Source organism: Paraeggerthella sp. LCP19S3_G8 (assembly GCF_052119225.1).
Lineage (GTDB): Bacteria > Actinomycetota > Coriobacteriia > Coriobacteriales > Eggerthellaceae > Paraeggerthella > Paraeggerthella hominis.
The window spans coordinates 111,236-128,866 of sequence record NZ_JBQKFQ010000003.1; the positions used below are offsets into that span (position 1 = coordinate 111,236).

Genomic DNA, 17,631 nt, shown 5'->3' on the forward strand with positions numbered 1-17,631 from the left:
CATTTTCGCCGCTTTTCCTGTTTGAAGGTACTTTGAGCAGGAAGGGTAGGCGCAACACAATGTTGCGGGGTGGAGCAGTCTGGTAGCTCGCCGGGCTCATAACCCGGAGGCCGTAGGTTCAAATCCTGCCCCCGCGACCATGAAACTTTCAGCAGGCCAACCGATAAAGGCGGTTGGCCTGCTTTTTTGATCTCAGGAATCTAAAGCGAAGCACCTCCGTTGACTTGCTCCCCGGAGCACTGCCCACCTCGATCCTTGCTTTCGCCTGTATAGCGCGTGCTCAAAATCCAACGCCATGCACTCGCCGCCCCGCTATCCCAGCATGTTCCCAAGCATAGACATGACGTCGTTTTCTTCGGGTTCGGATACATCGTTGCCATACCCGCACTCCGTGCAAACCCAGTGACCAGACGAGGTGGTAAAGTTCGCTTGGTCGTTCAGACGCGCTTTACAGTGCTCGCAAAACCACTCGCCCTCGTTGATAGCGTCTTCATTGCCGCCGTTCAAGGCGCCCAGCAGATCGACAACGGAATCAAAAATACCCATAGTGCTCTCCTTCAAGGTTGTTGGTCTAAAAGGCTTCAGCAATCTGCTGCTTGTACTTCTCAAACGATGCGCTCCATTGGCTAAATGCGGTGTTCGAGCGATGGTCAGGAAGACCATATTTTTCCGACAGGAGTTTTCCTAAATAAGCCGAGACCTTAGTTGCGCCACTTAAATTCAAGTGGTCTCCTTTATCGTACGTATCAGCATTCCAATCGATTGGAACCTTGTTGGGACCCATATTCAAGTCGTAATAGTCAACACCAAGTTCCTTAGCTAGCTCGGTAATGCTGTTATGCCTGGCCGTGTTCCAATTAACCGTGCTCGGCGTGCTAACAAGCACAGGGGTCACGCCATTTGCCTTGCAAAGCTTAACCATGGCAATGAGATACTGGCGATTAACAACATTGACCGGCAGCGCCTCGTCACTTGGCGCCATGTGGTTGGCGGCATCGGCCGGGTTTACCCCACGGTTAACAACAAACCCCTTCAACGGATCGCTCCAAGTAGCCAAGGGCTTCCCCGCGAAGTCCTGCGCGCCCAGCCTCTTCCATCGATCGTGATATTCAAGGACGGGCAGCTTGTTCTGGAAAAGACTCAGTATCGCGTCATCTGGTTCAATCGGCGCGAAAATAGAATTCGTTTCGAATACTACAACCTTGGGCTTTTGAGAAAGGAGCGCCTTCTCGAGCAGGCAATATCCATACGTCAATCGTTGACCCGAAGTAGCACTCACGTACGAAGTGAAGCCATGCTCCCCCCACATCTGCAGTGGAGAAAATGAACTGAACGCTTCGCTATCGCCAATGAATACAGCATCAAGAGAACGATTCGGCTCGCCAAGAATTCCATTGGCTGCTTCTGCAACCTGACCGAATTCTTTCTGGTTGTTTTTCGGTTGGACAACGTTCGACACCAACCAAAGAAGACCGATAGTTGCTGCCACCACAAAAATCGCGGTCACAACCACCTTCAGAGCGCTCTGTAGTTTTACTGCTCTCATACATGCTCCTAAAACTGCGCGTACATAGGGTCAACCGGCATGTATCCAATGCCATAGGCACCAAACGTTACGGTTCCCACAAACAAAAGGATCACAAGGCCCCATCGCATAGGCGCGCGTCGCGCCGCTACCCATTCCCACACATTGCAGCCCCGCTCTTTCGCTACACCCACCACCAGAACCAGCATCATAAACAGGGCCACGATGATGCCGTCGCCTACGCCAAAGCCAATTTGCAATGCCGACCCTGTCGTAAATGCTTCAATAGTGAAATTGCCCGCAATCCGACCCACCATGGCAAGTCCCGCCTCCAACGAACTCGAACGAAAGAATAGCTCGCCAATAAAAATGATCACGAGAGTGCGCGCCGTCTGCAAAGCTCGATAAGGCCAGCGGTCGCGGTTGATACCAAAATGCTGCGCCACACGTGCGCATTGAGGCTCGATCAATCCACCTACCATAATCAAAACGAAGTAGTACAAACCAAAGAAAATGTACTGGCTGCCAGCGCCATGCCATAAACCATTGCCAATCCAGACACAGAAAAGGGCGACAGCGCTTGCCAAAAGCGGGCCGTACCTGTTTCCAAAACGCTTGCGCGCCTTAGTCGTCAGCAGCTTGCATGGTTTAGACAGCGAAACGGGATAGTACACGTAGTCCTTGAACCATAAGCCCAGCGTAATGTGCCAGCGTTGCCAGAATTCAGAAGCGGTGCGCGAGAAGAACGGCTGTCTGAAGTTCTCTGGCAGCGCCACGTTGAACACGCGACCCATGCCCAGGGCAACGTCCATCGTCCCCGAAAAATCACAGTACAACTGAATGGTGTACAGAATCGCCGCAAGGGCTATGACGCCGCCATCATACGAACCGTAGTTGTCGAACACCGGCTTCACGAACGCATTCAACCGATCTGCAACGATAATCTTCTTTGCCATGCCCCATACGATGCGCAAGGTTCCGGCGTACAGGTTCTTCCGATTCAGCGGTTCGCCCGCAGTAAGACTTGGAGCAACGTCGTTGTACCTACTGAGCGGCCCTTCCATGATTCCCGGGAAAAATGCCAGGAACAGCGCCACATGTCCAAGGTTTTTATCGGCCTTCGTGCGCTCGCGGTACACGTCCATAACGTACGAAACGGCCATCAACGTATAAAACGAGATTCCGATGGGCAAGGCGAAGCTGGGGATGGCAAGGTCAACCGAAATGCCGAAGGCCGCAAGCACCGAGGCCAGGGACACTCCGAAGAAACCCGAGTACTTCAAAACGGCCAGAATACCGATATTGATGACGACCGCCCCGGCAACGATGCGCCGGTTCTTTCGCTTGCAGGCCTCGCGCATCTCACGCTTGCCCGAGCTAGCCTTTGCCGGTTGCCGGTTTTTCTTTTCAAGGTTGGCGTCTATCATGCGGGCGCATGCGTACACGACCACCGTCGACAGAGCAACGAACGCAACAAGCGCGCCGCTCAGGGCGAAGAAAAAGCCGTAGCTGGCCAGCAGCAGCACCGCCCACCTAAAACGCCTTGGAGCTATGCCGTACAACATGACCGCAATCGGCAAAAAGGCCGTGAAGAAAAGGGCGGAATAATACGACGTCATTAAAACGGTTCCCTACTCGCTCGATTCGCGCAGGCTAGTCTTGCTCTGCTTGCAGGCGCGCCATCAGGATGCACATGGCATCAACCGAATTGAAATTGTCGGGAACGATTTCAACAGGCGGTATTTCGACGTCGAATGCGTCTTCGAGTTCGGCCACAAGGGCGACCATCGTCAGCGAGTCAATGCAGCGTGAATCGATAAGATCGACGCACATCTCATAATCCGCGCCCGGGTTGATGTCTTCGAGAATCTCGATGATTTGACGTTTCATGATCAGTTCTCCTTTTTGTCTTGTTCCGCCGCGTTATCCTGCGACCTTTTCGATGAATTGAACAGGGCTGTTTCCAAACGATGGCGTACTACGTGCATGCCTCCTGAAACATCACGCACGACCACCGACGGAAGGTCGCGGCTCAAAAACAGCGCCCGGCCCTCCGTCACGCAGTAAGCGCCCGCCCGAGCGAACGCGAGCACGTCTCCCACGGACAAATCGACGATCGGCACGTGCTTTGCAATGATGTCGTTAACCGTGCAAAGCGCCCCGCATATATTCCAAGGTTGCGAAACGCCTGCCGCCGTATCAACCTTTCTGAAAACCGGGCACTTCATAGCCATCGAGTGCCCGTAATACGAAATCTGGTGCATGCCACCGTCGATGATCGCGTAGTTTTGCCCGCTCGTCGTTTTAGCATCCACAACGCTGGTTAGATACGTTCCGCAATCCGCTGCGATGCTGCGACCCAACTCGAGAACGATGTCCCCTTCGAAAGGAAAGCCGTTCAGCAGCGTTGCAAGTTCAGCAATCGGGGCGTCTTGCATGCATCGAGCCCGCTGCTCGTCCTCATCAAAGTACTCGACGGGAAACCCGGGACCGTACTCGATCTCGTTCAGCTTCACCAAGCAGGAGGCCTCCACTTCGGCCACGACGCAGTGCAGCTTGCTCAGTTCTCTATCAAGCTTTTTGAGCGACGTTTTCTGCGTGCCCGAGTAGTACTGAATACCCTGAATGCTAACGAACGGATCGTCTTTGCAGCTGTCAACCAGCTTTTTCAGCATGGTGGAATCTACGCCGAATTGGTTTCCACTACTCAACCTGAAAAGCACGTCCGTCTGCCTGCCGTATTCGTTGGCAAGTTCGACCAGGTCTTTCAACTGTTGGGGAGACTCGATCGTGAATCTATGGGGAATGCGGCCCGCTTGGAACAATTCGTCTAAGCAGCAACGATCCTTCCACAAGCCTGAAAGCACTACTTTTTCGAACGGCACGCCCGCACTTGCGCAAATGCGCAACTCGCCTGGCGAGCACGCTTCTATGCAATCCACCAGAAACGATGCTTCCCGAACGATGAAGGGGTTTGCTTTCATCGCATAGCAGATCTTGGCGTGGGAAGGAAGCAATGCTCGCAAATGGGCGATCCGGTCGTTAAGGGCCCGCTGGTCAAAGAGGTATACGGGCGTTGGACATACGTCGAGCGCCTCTCGCAACGTCGCGTCGTCGATCATCGGACAGCCCTCGCTCGCTTCGTTGGCTCGCCGTGCAATTCCAGGAGCATTGCACGGTCGACCTTTCCATTCTTGTTCAGAGGCATGTTCTCCACCTTCGCGACGCTTGCCGGTCTCATGAAAACGGGAAGCTTTGACAAGGCGCGCTTGGGAAGCTCCTTCTCGCAAGCCGACCCCTCGTAGAACACGCACAGCCGATTCTTCTTGGAATCGAAGGCGCATCGACACCTATCGACGTCGAAGAATCCCTCGAACACCTTGTCGATCTCTTCCAGTTCTATTCGATGCCCTTGGTATTTGACCTGATTGTCCTTACGCCCGCAAAAGACCAAGTCGCCCTCATTCGTGAGCATTGCATTATCTCCCGTGCGGTACACGCGCTCGCCATAGAGGGAATTGAGGGGGTTGGGCACGAACGCCTTTTCCGTCGCTTCGCGATTACCGATATAGCCCAATGCCAGCGAAGGGCCTCGCACGATGAGCTCGCCCTTCCGGCCCGATTCGACAATACGATGGCCTGCCTCGTCGACCACCATGACTTCGCAATGCCCAAACGCCTTCCCGAGGGGAAGCTCAGCGGTGTCGACGCGTGCGCGATCAACACGGCAGTACAAACAATTGCACGTAATTTCGGTCGGACCGTACAGGTTGACGAATTCGGCATTCGACAAGGACTCAAGCAGGGATTTTAAGTGCGCCCGCGGCATAACCTCGCCGCTGAACAGCACCTTTCGAACCGTCGAAAGCGAATTGCCGGCAATTGCCCGAAACGAGCTGACCATGCACAAAGCCGCAACCGCCCAAATCATCACGGTCACGCGTTGCTCGTCCAGAAACTCAACCAAAGCTTGCGGCCGCATGAACAAACGGCGCGGCACGATGACGAGCGTTGCACCCACCGCCAAGCTTCCGAAAATATCTTTAACGGACACGTCGAAGTCAAACGGCGCTTGGTTGGCGAACCGATCGCCGTTTTCAAATTTGAATTCCGATACGAATTCGTCAATGAAGCTGATAATGGCTCCGTGACTGACAACCACGCCCTTAGGGACGCCCGTCGACCCAGAGGTGAACAGAACGTATGCCGGATCGATCGAAAGCGACATCGGCTCAACCGCGTCACGTCGCTGCATCCCGGCGCGCAAGCTGTGCAGCGCCTCCAAAGAAACGGTTTCGCACGCATTCTCAAGCTGAAGGCCGCACAACGTTTCTTCGGTGGTTACCAGAAGCGGATTGCCCAATGCCCCGACAATGTGCGCAAGCCGCGCAGGGGGAACCGACGGATCAACCGGCACGTAATACCCGGATGCAAACAACGTCCCCAGCATGATGGCAAGCGTGTCGTAGCTTTTTTCAACCATGATGACCACGCCACGATTTGCCACGTCGTATTTGGCCAGCGCCGCGCCGTATGCTGCGCTATCGTCTTGCAGCTGCTTATAGGTATAGCTGCCGAACTCGTCGACAACCGCCGTACCGCCCGGTGTCCGCTGCGCGGCCTCGGCCAAATATTCCAGCACATTGCTCTTGAGTTTCATAAGAAACCTCTCTTACCGTATTTGCTTCATGTTCTACAGTAAGAGAGCAACCTTTTCGTTTTCTAAACACTTCCTAAAGGTTTCTTTGGATTTACCAATAACCCAGTTGAACACCTCGTTGGTACACCGCTTGCGCTTTCGCGTAGTATCCGTAGGAATTCAAATGGGTCCAGTCAGATCGCAGCTGCATGGATATGCAGCCAGCCGCAGCATCTTCCGCGTCTTCGTCGGTCGGCACAAGCCCCGCAGTCTCCAAACCATCTTCGATAAAAAATTGGCGCATGTTTATAAAATGGTCCCCGAATTCCGCAGCCAGCGCGGTTTCCCAGTCGGTTTGACGACCGCCCTCGCCCGGTTCAAAAGCCTCTTGCTTCCAATCGCCATACGAAGTCCCCGGATCGTCGGTATCGCCAATAATAATGAAATTCTCGCATCCAGAGTTTTTGATAATCGCACGATACTGCTCTATGAGCGTAGCATAATCGCCACCCCAACCGCCGTTGCTTCCAATTTCCAGCACCAAGATGGTTCCTGGATGCCGCTTTGCCAGCTCGACAACTTCTTCATCGACTACGATGCTCGCATCTTTGCGGTTTGCCTTAATGCCTCCCTGCATGATGCCAATCTCCTCAGACGTTGCACCTGACACGCCAAAATTGCAGGTGGTTATACCCGTCAGCTTTTGAAGCACCTCGGGATACGACAGATAGCTCGCATCAAAAACCCCACCGCCGGTTGTGATTACAGCCGAATCACGACCAGCACCCTCGGTCATGCTATCGCCCCAACAAACTATCTCTCTCGAGTCTTTTTCGTCGCTGCCTCCGGCCGCAACCAAAACGCGTTCTTTCGGGGCGTCGTATCGTACGTCTGCAAATTCGCTATCAACCGAATCGTTTTCAGCGTGATCCTCTTGGCTTGCGACACATCCCGACAACCCGACGCCAGCACAGAGCAAGGTGGTTAACGCAACGCAACATATCAGGGGTTTCTTCATAGCGCTCCTTAAAACAAAGACATGCAGCCTCCACTATGAGAAGCTATCCTTTGCCCAGGCTGAAGAGAGCCTTAAGATTTCTTAACGAAACATGCTATGCCAACGGAAGAGTTACGACTATCTCGGTTTTAAAACCAGTTTCCGGTTGGGGCGAAACGCCAATCGTTCCGCCCTGCAAATCGACGAAGCGCTTGGCGATAGAAAGCCCCAATCCCGTCCCCTTGCCCGATTCACGCGCATCATTGCTGGTAACGAACGGCTCAAATACCTGATCGCGCAAGGATTCGGGGATCCCTGTTCCGTCATCCGCCACAGCAATCACCGCCTCGCTTTCAGTGTGGTCGCACGTCAGCCGTACGGTAACCCCATCAGGATTGTGCACGCATGCGTTGTTTATCAGATTGCCAAACACGCGCGCCAAGAGCGAACTATCAGCATTCACCCAAATAGGATTGTCGGGAATCGACACATCAAGGCGACAGGAGCTCTGCTCAATAGTCGACAGCATTTCTATCGCTATGCGACGAACCACTTCGCAGACGTCCACCCGCGAAAGCTGGGGGTTGTACGAAGGATGGTTCGTTTTGGCATAAAGAAACAGCGAGTCAATCAGTCCGGCAGCCTCGTCTGACTTCTCCTTTATGGCCCTCAGGTACTCTTCCGCCTTTTCTGGAGGCACGCGCCCATCCTCAAAGGCCTGCGCATATCCCCTTATCACCGTCAAAGGCGTTTTCAAATCATGCGAAATATCTGCAACAATCCGCTGCTTGTCGTTCTGCGCGGCTTCAAGTTCGTCCATCAGCTCTATAAAGTTGTCGTACGTGGGCACTAACTCGGTCGGAACGCGATGCGCGCGGTCAGGGTTTTCGCCCCCTTCCTTGCAGGCGGTAATGGCAGCGTCCAGCGGCTTTGCCGCCCTGCGAATGATCCTTACCAGAACCGCAGCCGAAATGGCCGTAAGAACGATTGCAACAGGAATAGAAGAGAGCCAGATGATTCCATTTTGACCGATAAGCTCTTCGTACGTCGATTCGCTCACGTTCGAAGAAATAAAAACAAGGGTTCGCGGCTGATTATCGGCAGTGACGTACTCGTATTTTTCGATAGACTTATTAGCGCTGAATTCCCCGTTTATAAGGGACAGATCACGCGCGCTCAGCGATTCCCGGCCAGCAAACAAGTCGCCTTCGATGATCGTTCCGTCCAGCTTGCAGACACAAGAAGACAGCACTATCTTCGAAGTGCCGGTTCCGCTCATGCTGCACAAGTTTATTTCGTACACGGTACCGTGCTGAGCATCGGAACGCTGCAGAACCTCGTAGAAAACGCGGTCTTCTTCGCTTCCGTTAATGATTGCCAAATCGCTCGCATCGATTGATTTGGCAATATCGTCGTCACTGGCGTACAGGCGGTTCCCATCCTGGTCGAAAATCGCCATTTGAGCAGACGCAGGAACCGAACTCCTCAATTCGCTGAAAGAATCGTTTTCCAAAGCATCTCCGCTTCCCTCCAAGGCATCAATGGAAGGAAATGCGCTGCTAAGGCGAAAATCTGCGAAGTAGCCGACGGCCGAAAACAGACCCATAATCAGGATTGCGTAAATAAGCACAACCGCCATGCAGCGAAACGCCAGGCTGGAAAACAGCGACCTCATACCTCGCCCCACCGATGTCGCGTCAGCCTTCAAAACGATATCCCAATCCACGAACCGTAACGATATGCGTCGGGCTGTTAGGGTCATCTTCTATCTTCGATCGAATATTGGAAACGTGAACCATGATGCTGTCCTCGCCTCCGCCATACGATGAAGAACTGATCTGCTCGTATAATTGCGCCTTCGTATACACGCGACCAGGAGATGAAAACAGTTTGCTGAATATTTTTAATTCCGAAGCCGTGAAAGGAACCACGTTGCCGTTTTTTCGAACAATCAAAGACTCCTTATCAAACTCTATATTGCCAATGCGCACGACGGCATGGTTCAAGGAAGCATCGCCTGCGTCAGCCGCCGACAATACGTTGCAGCGTCTAAGAACCGCGCGAACATAAGCCAGTACCTCAATCGGGTCGAACGGTTTCGTGATATATCCATCAGCCCCTAAATCCAGGCCGAGCATTTTGTCGGTGGGCTGGCTGCGAGCCGAAATGATGACGATGGGAGCATCCGAAACCAAACGAGCTTCCTTTATAAAGTCGAACCCGTTCATTTCGGGCATCATCAAATCCACGAGGACAACCGACGGAAACGCGCTCTTCAGCAACTCGAGCCCCAACCTTCCATTGGCGGCAGTTTCAACCTGATAGTCGCTACCGCACAAGTAAAGGCTCAAGATTTCGACAATATCCGAATCGTCTTCAACTATGAGAACCGTTTCATTCATAACGAATCCTTTAGAAGAGTAGTGGAATACGCTGGTTCTTGCAGAGGGGGAACGACTTGCATTCATGCATCCGGAGCGTCATCCACCACTATCGCCTGGACAAAGAGACGCCACAACCAATACCATTGTGACCCTACAGATATTGAAAGAGCAAGAAATCTCGGAATTTTGCCATAATCTGCAGATTGCGCTTTGGAAAACCCTTGGAAACTAGTTAGAAAGCAATCAATCGGTGGCTTAGGGGATAGGGTGGTGCTAATGAGAAGCAGAAACTTCCCAGCAAGATCCGTGTTCACAACTAAAAGGCCCCTGGAACCAGGGGCCTTGCAATTCAAATGGTGCGGGCGAGAGGACTTGAACCTCCATGGGGTTGCCCCCATACGGACCTGAACCGTACGCGTCTGCCAATTCCGCCACGCCCGCACAAATCGTGCTTCTTCCGAAGCGGTTGAATATGTTACCGGATTCGCTTTGCAAACGCAAGAACAAATTTCCGCTATTTTCTACGCACTCTCAAACGCAGCTTTCACGCTCGCAGCAAGCCGAACCCGCCGGTCGCCCAGCACGCGCAAACGCCCACGGCAAGCCGTCAAAACCCACTTCCGAACAACGGGCTCGTCAGCTTCGCCTCGCACTCGCTATGCTACACTCGAAAACAAAACGATGCCTTCACCACCCATACCACGTGGCCCTCGCCTCGCAAGAAGCGAGGGCCTGCCGGCCGAAGGGGAACGACCGTCATGCACACCGTCCTAATCGCAAGTACGCTCGAAAGCGACCGTGAAGAGCTGGGGAGCCTGCTGACGCAAACATGCACCGTGCTGAAAGCATCTGACATCCTGGAAGCGTTCTCCCTTGTCAGAGGATCGAAACAGGGCATATCGGCCATCATTGCAGACAACGATTTCCCCCATCTTGCAAGCATGACCGGACCAAACGTTTTCGAAGGGCCCAGCGTAACCGACGGCATTCCGTTCTTCTTGATTGTAGACGACCACAACGAAGCGCCCTCCACCGAACGTATGCCGAACGCGTTGGACATCATCGTTCGACCCTTCAGCCCTTATGCATCTCGACGCATCATGAACGCCATCGAAATGAACCAAGCGCAGCGCAAGCTGCGATCGGCCTTGGCAAACGAGCGAAAAATCAAAGAAGAATACCACCACTTCCTGAAACGCATGCCGGGAGGGCTGTTCCGCTACCACGCCGACGGTGGCGAAGAATTCAGCTCGATCAGCGCCGGACTGCTTGAAATGACCGGTTACGAAACCGAGCAGGCATTTCGAGAGGCAACCGGAAATTCGTTCAGGGGATTCGTCCATCCCGAAGACCTCGAAGCCGTGGAAAAGTCCATAGCCGAACAGATGAAGTACGGCGACACCGATGTCGTCACCTACCGCATCAAGAAAAAAGACGGCAGCGTTCGCTGGATTGAGGATTGGGGACGCTTGGTGGTTGACGAGGACGGCGTTCGCTGGTTTTACGTGGCAACGCTCGACATCACCGACAAGATCACCTACCAAGAAGAACTCGAGAAAAGCAACGAGCGGCTCACCATCTTGGCAGAGCTCAACAACGATGTGCTCTTCGACGCGAACTGCCGCCTTAAGAAAACGGAGGTGTTCGGGGATTTCGAAAAACGGTTCGGGCGTCCCATGGCGTCGAGCGACTTCGACAAACTGGGCCCGCAGGGGCCGTCGTGCCAGGCCAACCACGGAGATTTCGAAATCTACCAGCACGCGTGCACGAACCACGCAGCAGCGCGCGTCGACGTTGATGTTGCCTTGCCCGACGCGCAAGGCAACCCCCTGTGGTGCCGATACCAATCCGTCGTCTTGCGAGACGAAAACGGAAAACCGTATCGCCATGTGGGAAGGCTTCTGGACACGCACGCCATGATGGTGCAGCAGCAGACGTACAGAGCGCTTGCGGAGCACGATGACCTAACCGGGGCAATTGCACGGCGCACGGCCATCGAGCGCATTCGAAAACACTGCGAGCAGCACAGCGAGACGTGCGCGCTCCTGTTCATCGACGTGGACGATTTCAAGGAAGTGAACGATCGATACGGACACCCCACGGGCGATCGCGTCCTGACGCACGTTGCCGCATTCCTAAAGGACGTCGCAGGCCCTAGCGCCGTCGTCGCGCGGTTCGGCGGCGACGAGTTCGCCGTGTTCGTACCGCATGCGCAAAACACGGCCGACCTCGATCGCCTGGTGGAGCGCATCAAAAGCGAAGCATTCGAAGGTTTTCACGACGAAGCCATAGAAAACCCGCTCGCATCGTTGTCGCTAGCTGTTGGCGTAGCTCGCAGCAACTGCTCGCAAACATGCGGCAACCCGATGTTCGAAGATCTGTACCGGCAAGCCGACAACGACTTGTACCGTGCGAAGCGCAACAAATGCTCGTGCGCCAGCCAAGACTGAGGGCGGGAAACCGCTACGAATCCGAGGCCGCCTTCGACGGCGCGCGAAAAGCCGACCACGCCGCTCGCGCCGGCGCGAGCAAAAGGATCGTGGTAGCCGCAAGCACGATCAGATCGTCAAAGCCGCCGGTCACGTAGACCGGCTGCATCCCCGTAGCAAGCATGATCGGGCCCAGATAAACCAGATCGAATGCAGCGTGAACCCAGGCTAGAAACCACAGGCTGCAGCCCTTCAGGTACAAAACGGCCATGAAGAAGCCGAACAGCCCCGCCTGCACCGGCTTGAGCACGGCCTGCGTCCACGCAACCGCGTCCCCAACGGCCAGCGCCTGTCCGAACGACACATGCAGCAGCCCGAACAAAACCGCCGAAACCACCGCAGCACGCAGCGGGGCCAAGCGCGTCAAGAACGCATCCAGGGCAAGAACCCTGAAAACACCCTCTTCGAACAAGCCGGTCATCAGGCATATCGGAAGAATGAAGGCAACGCGCACCGCGGCACCCGAATCAAAGAAACCAACCGGTTCGGAAAGCAGGCACAGCGCGATACCCGCGGCAAACCCTACCGCAAGCACGAAAACCACCCAACGGCCAAGGGAGCTGATCGTCTTGCAAGAACGCTGCAACGCCTTGGGACGACCAATCCTCACAAGCGCAAGCACCATGATCGACAGCGCAATCCCCTGCACAAGCGAAGACCCCAGCGTATCGCCCGGGAAGACTTGGAAGCACGTCACCGACAGCACGATTGCCGCAACAAACAAACCGGGAGCCCGAAACAAAGCGAGCACGGCCGAGGAACCCTCCCTCGGAGCCGAAGCCGAGGCCGAGGCCGAAACGGGCCGGTTCGCTTTCCCAGCCTCGTTTGACCCGCTTGAACCGTTTGAGCCGTCCTTTGCCTGCATCACGCAATTTCGCCCTTCATCCCGCAATCCCCCAGCCGTCCCAGTATACTGGAATCCTATGAACGAATCGCTCAATACAACCGATGAAGACACGCGTAGGGGCGTCTCGTCCTTCGCTTTGAAAATCGTAGCCATAGTCGGCATGACGGCCAACCACGCGTCCTACATGTTCTACCCCTACCTACCTGCCGAAGCGTTCTGCCTGCTGTTCGGTCTTGGTGGACTCGCCTTTCCCATCATGGCGTTTTTGCTGGTAGAAGGGTACCGACGCACATCGAGCGTACCTAAATACGCCCGGCGCCTGCTCGTGTTCGCCCTTATATCCCAAGTGCCTTACAACTTGTTTCTTGCAGGAAACCTCAACGTGCTGTTCACGCTGCTCATCGGGCTAGCCATGCTGCACCTTTACGACCGCCTGGAAAACCGAGCGGGTTTTTGGGCGATCGCGGCGGCGCTGACGGCGGCAAGCTCCCTATGTGACTGGGGCATTCTGGGGCCCGTCATGATCCTTATGATGAAGGTCCTTGAGGATCGGCGCCAGCGCGTCGTCTACCCGCTTTTGGTGCCCATACTGACAGAAGGAATCCCCGCGCTGGCGCGATACCTGGCAAGCGGCAACCTGGCCCTGCTGCCCTTCGCGCTGTATCCCCTGGTCGGATGCACGGCCACCATTCCGCTGCTGCTCTCATACAACGGAAAGCGCGGCTTGCCGATGAAGTGGTTCTTCTACGCGTACTACCCGCTGCACATCCTTGCGCTCGGCCTAGCGAAGGGACTGCTGCTCAACGACTGGACCTGGGGCCTGTAGGCTACTTCCAGTCGGCGCCCAGAACCACCAGGAAGTCAGCGTTGATAACGTACGACCCATCGTTGACCATGGCTTTGCCCACGCCAAGGGCATCGACGATCTCCTGGGCGCGATCCGCTTTCCCGCCCTGCTCGTACACGACGAGCGTTTGCGGATAATCGAAGCTGTCCGCGTTGCCCGACTCCACCTTGTAGCCCAGCGACTGAACGCGCTCGGCAGCCTGGGATCCCGCACCGGTTATGCCGTTCCCGTTGCGCACCGCAACGGTTCCCGAGCGCTTCTGCGAAGCGCCGCCGACGCTCAGATCGCCGCTCTCGTTCACAAGCTGCCCGCTGCCCGTGCTGGCCAAGATAGTGCCCGACGCCTCGTCGACAACGTCGCCCTCCGTAGGCGGAAGCCCCTGGTCAACGCGGGCCATCATAGCCTTCCACTGCTCGACGTTGTTGATTTCGTACCACACCCCGTCGATATAGCTGGACGTGGTCGGCTCCATGCCGGAATATATGTCGGTCGCCGGGTCAAGCCCCTGCATGGTTTGCGCTATGCCGATGATGTCCGTGATCTCAAGATCGGTGGTCACGTACTGGGAAAGGGCCTGCACGGTGCTTGCCATGGTGGCCACGTCGGCCGAGAGAATCTTCTTCGCAATAGCCCCCAGGACCAATCGCTGGTTCGCCGCGCGATACGAATCGCCGTCGCCGAACTCGTCGTACGCATGCCGCGAACGGCACAGGATCAGGGCTTGATCGCCGCTGAGCGTCTGCACGCCGGCATCCAAATGACCGCCGGCATCCTCGTCATCGATCTCCATGGGAACGTCCACCTCGACGCCGCCCAAAGCATCCACCACGTCCTTGAAGCCGTCGAAGTTGATTTCCGCGTAATGGGAAATGGGCACGCCCGCCAACTTGGACACGGTTTCCACCGCGAGCGCCGCGCCACCGATGGCGTGAGCGGCATTCAGTTTGTTCTTGCCGTATTCGCCCATGTCAACCAGGGTGTCTCGATGAATTGAAACCATGGTGACCTTTTTGTCGATCGGGTCGATCCGCGCAAGAATAATGCTGTCGCTGCGGAACTGGTCACCCGCGTATTCCTGGGAAGCCTGGCGATCGTTCGACCCGTCCGTGCCCATGAGCAGCACGTAGAACGGCTCGTTGGCCAAATCCGTGTCCACGAGCGCCGCGCGCAGCTTGGCATCCACCCCGGCGTGCAGGTTCCCCGACAAAATGCCGTAGTACGCAAACGCTGCGCCGGCTCCGCCCAGCACGAGCACGCCCACCACCGCAAGCGCGATCACCAGCTTGCTGGGCCGCTTCCGCTTCGGAGAGCGCGCGGCATCGGCCTCGTTGCGCGACAATCGAGCACGAGGCGTAGGGGAGGACGCGGCCTGAACGCTCGGCCGCCTTCGTGCGCCGTCGCTCGCACCGCGCGCGGGCGCAGGTCGAGACGTCCGCGTAGAGCCGGGCCGCGAAGAGCGGTTTTCGTACGGGGAGCGAGGTGATTCCTCATGCGCGCGCGAAGGGCGCCTTTGATTGCTTTGTTGAGAGTCCATGGACGTATTGTGCCGACGAACGCGCGACCGCGCAAGCGCGCACAAACCTTTACTAGGAAAAGCCCATAGCGAAGCGAGGGCGGCTCCCAGGGAAGCCGCCCTCGCCATTCGTTAAGCGCGCACGTTCAACCGCTTGCACAGGTATTCGTTCGCAGCCTTTTCCGCCGTATCGTCAAGCGCCGCAAGGGAGGGAGCGGGAACTTGCGCTCGTGCGGCGCGCCGTTCGAGCGCCCGGGTCAGCAAAGCGTCCGCCACCTGCGGATTCTTCGCCAACAAGGGGCCGTGCAGGTACGTTCCCACCACGTTTTTGTACAGCACGCCGTCCTGCTTGTCGTCGTCGTTGTTGCCATGGCCCACCGAAGAAACCACGCGCCCGAAAGCCTGAACGCCAGCGCCAAGGCGCGTGCGACCGGCGTGGTTTTCGTACCCCACCACCGGCATCTGCGCCAAAGGCGAGTCCAGCACGATGTTGTCGATCAGCCGGTCGGCGGACCCCGCCGCGCGCTCGGTGGTCATGTCGACGATGCCCAAACCCTCGACCACCTCGTCGCCCAACAGCCATTCCTTGCCAAGAATCTGATAACCGCCGCAAATAGCCAGCAACACGCCGTCGTCCTCGACGAAGGCGCGCAGCTCATCGCGCATGCGCATGAGCTCGGTGGAAGCCAAGCGCTGCTCGCGATCGGGCCCGCCGCCCAAGAACACCAAGTCGACGTCCGCCAGATCGACGGACTGCCCGTGGTTCACGCGCTTGACCTCCACGGCAACGCCTCGGTCGCGAAGGCGGCGTTCCAGAATGCGCACGTTGCCGCCGTCGCCGTACAGGTTGAGCAGGTCGGGGAACAGGTGCGCGATAACAAGCGGGGCCTCGGAACCCGACGGGTCGGCGGCAGGGGGCACCTGCGAAGCCGAGGGCGCGCTCGCAGCAGCAACAGGCGCCTGCGAAGCGTCGGATGCGTCCGCAGCAGCGAGCGTGCCCGAAGCGCCCGGCGCGCCTGCCGACGGCGCGGTTTCAGCAGCGGCCAGCGCGTCCATGTCGGCATGAACGGGAGGAAGCGCCGTGTAGTTTGCAATAAGGTACGCCTTGACCTCGGCAGGCACGTTGGACAAACGCCCGAACAGGTCGTGAGCGTCATCGATCAGCTGCGCGTCAAGCCCGGCATACTTCAAGCGAACCTGCAGGTCGTTGCGGCGAATGCCGCCCGCGAACACCAGCAAGTCGCGCTCGGCGGCAAGCTCCTCGAAATCGATGTCCCACAGCCATGAGATGTCGCGACCGTCGCCTTCTTTATCGTTGACGAAGAACGCCACGGCCTTGGGTCCTTCGTCCTGCAAGATGATCTTGAGGTTCTGGTTGAACCCGGTCGGGTTCTTTGCCAGGTTGAGCAGCGCCGACCGACCGGCAATCTCGTACGATTGCAAACGCCCGTTCTGCGGGTCGAACGCATCGATAGCCTGCTGAAGCGCGTCGTTCGAGCAGCCGAGCAGGCTTGCGGCAACGCCCACCGCCGCCAGGTTGTACACCATGTACGCGCCGCTGAACGGAGCGCGCACCGAAAACGCGCCCGCGTTTGCGGCAACACCCTGCTGGGGCTTTCCCAGCTGAAATGACAAGCCGTCCGTGCTCAAGCGCACGTCCTCGGCGGCAAAATCAAGGCTTGCACGAGAGAAACCGCAGGTCGGACAATGAAAATCTCCCAGCTGGCCATACTGGCGAAACGCATATTCAAACATCGACGAGCAACGCTGGCACATAGTGGCGTCGGCCACCGTGTTCTGAGGCAAGCCCATATCCTGAGCAACGCCGAACGCGATGGACCGGTTTTCCGCACGCTCGGCAATCATCGCGCACAACGGATCGTCGGCGTTGTAGACCAGCACCGTGTCGGGCGACGAAGCCAGCGCGCCCACGATGCTGTCCTGGATGCGGTCGATCTCCCCCACACGATCCAGCTGATCGCGGAACAGGTTGAGCAGAACAACGTAGTTCGCCTTCAGATGCGGCAGGATCTTCGCCAGCCACAGCTCGTCGGTTTCGAACACGCCCCAATCGGACGGGCCCGCATGCAGCAGCGCCGTGGCCACGCCCGAATCCAGGTTCGCTCCGGTCCGGTTGCACACCACGCGCTGGCCCGCCTGCTCCAGCACATCGGCAAGCAGGTTCGTGACCGTGGTCTTCCCGTTCGTACCGACCACCGCAACCGAGCCCTTGGCCAGCTTCGGCGTCAGATCGGCGATGATGCGCGGATCGACGTACAGCGCGATCTTCCCGGGAAAGTTGGCGGCAGGGCGATGAAACACGTTCTTCAGTCCCCACGTGGAGACGGCGCTCACGGCGCGTGCGGCGGCGAACTGCAAACCCATAAAGT

The 17,631-nt window shown here is 56.7% G+C and carries 14 protein-coding genes and 2 tRNA genes; 3 read left to right on the plus strand and 13 right to left on the minus strand.

Annotation, left to right across the window (positions count from 1 at the left end; genetic code table 11):
* Positions 1-63 precede the first annotated feature (63 nt).
* Positions 64-140: transfer RNA gene (locus tag ACTQZK_RS04130), tRNA-Met, on the plus strand.
* 172 nt (positions 141-312) lie between these two features.
* On the opposite strand, the gene ACTQZK_RS04135 is transcribed toward ACTQZK_RS04130, so the two are convergent.
* The 10 genes from ACTQZK_RS04135 to ACTQZK_RS04180 all read right to left on the minus strand — a co-directional run bounded on the left by ACTQZK_RS04135 (position 313) and on the right by ACTQZK_RS04180 (position 9,986).
* Positions 313-546 carry a Sec23/Sec24 zinc finger-containing protein gene (locus tag ACTQZK_RS04135; RefSeq protein ID WP_441898581.1) on the minus strand — a complete coding sequence of 78 codons (234 nt, stop codon included), beginning with the start codon at positions 544-546 and terminating at the stop codon, positions 313-315.
* A 25-nt stretch (positions 547-571) separates the two neighbouring features.
* Entirely contained in the window at positions 572-1,546 is a 975-nt protein-coding gene (locus ACTQZK_RS04140; RefSeq protein WP_441898583.1) for a hypothetical protein, read from the minus strand.
* A gap of 8 nt (positions 1,547-1,554) precedes the next feature.
* Positions 1,555-2,952, minus strand: coding sequence for an MBOAT family O-acyltransferase (locus ACTQZK_RS04145; protein ID WP_441898585.1), 1,398 nt, complete (start codon positions 2,950-2,952; stop codon positions 1,555-1,557).
* A 226-nt stretch (positions 2,953-3,178) separates the two neighbouring features.
* Positions 3,179-3,415 carry an acyl carrier protein gene (locus tag ACTQZK_RS04150; RefSeq protein WP_216529139.1) on the minus strand — a complete coding sequence of 79 codons (237 nt, stop codon included), beginning with the start codon at positions 3,413-3,415 and terminating at the stop codon, positions 3,179-3,181.
* A gap of 2 nt (positions 3,416-3,417) precedes the next feature.
* The gene (locus tag ACTQZK_RS04155) at positions 3,418-4,647 is read right to left on the minus strand and encodes a diaminopimelate decarboxylase family protein (RefSeq protein WP_216529138.1); all 1,230 of its coding nucleotides are present in this window, start codon (positions 4,645-4,647) and stop codon (positions 3,418-3,420) included.
* A complete protein-coding gene (locus tag ACTQZK_RS04160) occupies positions 4,644-6,185 on the minus strand; it encodes an amino acid adenylation domain-containing protein (protein ID WP_441898587.1) in 1,542 nt (513 codons plus the stop codon). Before ACTQZK_RS04160 ends, ACTQZK_RS04155 begins: the two co-directional genes overlap by 4 nt.
* 91 nt (positions 6,186-6,276) lie before the next feature.
* A complete protein-coding gene (locus ACTQZK_RS04165) occupies positions 6,277-7,182 on the minus strand; it encodes an SGNH/GDSL hydrolase family protein (RefSeq protein ID WP_441898589.1) in 906 nt (301 codons plus the stop codon).
* Positions 7,183-7,276: 94 nt separating this feature from the next.
* Positions 7,277-8,836 carry a sensor histidine kinase gene (locus tag ACTQZK_RS04170; RefSeq protein ID WP_231088173.1) on the minus strand — a complete coding sequence of 520 codons (1,560 nt, stop codon included), beginning with the start codon at positions 8,834-8,836 and terminating at the stop codon, positions 7,277-7,279.
* Positions 8,837-8,858: 22 nt separating this feature from the next.
* Positions 8,859-9,563 carry a response regulator transcription factor gene (locus tag ACTQZK_RS04175; RefSeq protein WP_216529327.1) on the minus strand — a complete coding sequence of 235 codons (705 nt, stop codon included), beginning with the start codon at positions 9,561-9,563 and terminating at the stop codon, positions 8,859-8,861.
* Between the two features lie 336 nt (positions 9,564-9,899).
* Positions 9,900-9,986: transfer RNA gene (locus tag ACTQZK_RS04180), tRNA-Leu, on the minus strand.
* A gap of 317 nt (positions 9,987-10,303) precedes the next feature.
* Here ACTQZK_RS04180 and ACTQZK_RS04185 point away from each other — a divergent pair.
* Positions 10,304-11,995, plus strand: a complete 1,692-nt coding sequence (locus tag ACTQZK_RS04185) for a sensor domain-containing diguanylate cyclase (RefSeq protein WP_441898592.1) — start codon at positions 10,304-10,306, stop codon at positions 11,993-11,995.
* A 13-nt stretch (positions 11,996-12,008) separates the two neighbouring features.
* On the opposite strand, the gene ACTQZK_RS04190 is transcribed toward ACTQZK_RS04185, so the two are convergent.
* Positions 12,009-12,785 (minus strand): CPBP family intramembrane glutamic endopeptidase, encoded by a 777-nt coding sequence (locus tag ACTQZK_RS04190; RefSeq protein WP_441898594.1) that lies wholly within the window; start codon positions 12,783-12,785, stop codon positions 12,009-12,011.
* A 172-nt stretch (positions 12,786-12,957) separates the two neighbouring features.
* Between ACTQZK_RS04190 and ACTQZK_RS04195 the strand changes: the two genes are divergently transcribed.
* Entirely contained in the window at positions 12,958-13,707 is a 750-nt protein-coding gene (locus ACTQZK_RS04195) for a TraX family protein (protein WP_418830745.1), read from the plus strand.
* 1 nt (position 13,708) lies between these two features.
* Here the strand turns inward: ACTQZK_RS04195 and ACTQZK_RS04200 are convergent, their stop codons facing one another.
* Positions 13,709-15,262 (minus strand): LCP family glycopolymer transferase, encoded by a 1,554-nt coding sequence (locus ACTQZK_RS04200; RefSeq protein ID WP_441898596.1) that lies wholly within the window; start codon positions 15,260-15,262, stop codon positions 13,709-13,711.
* Between the two features lie 111 nt (positions 15,263-15,373).
* Entirely contained in the window at positions 15,374-17,626 is a 2,253-nt protein-coding gene (locus tag ACTQZK_RS04205) for a MurT ligase domain-containing protein (RefSeq protein ID WP_441898598.1), read from the minus strand.
* Between the last annotated feature and the right edge of the window lie 5 nt (positions 17,627-17,631).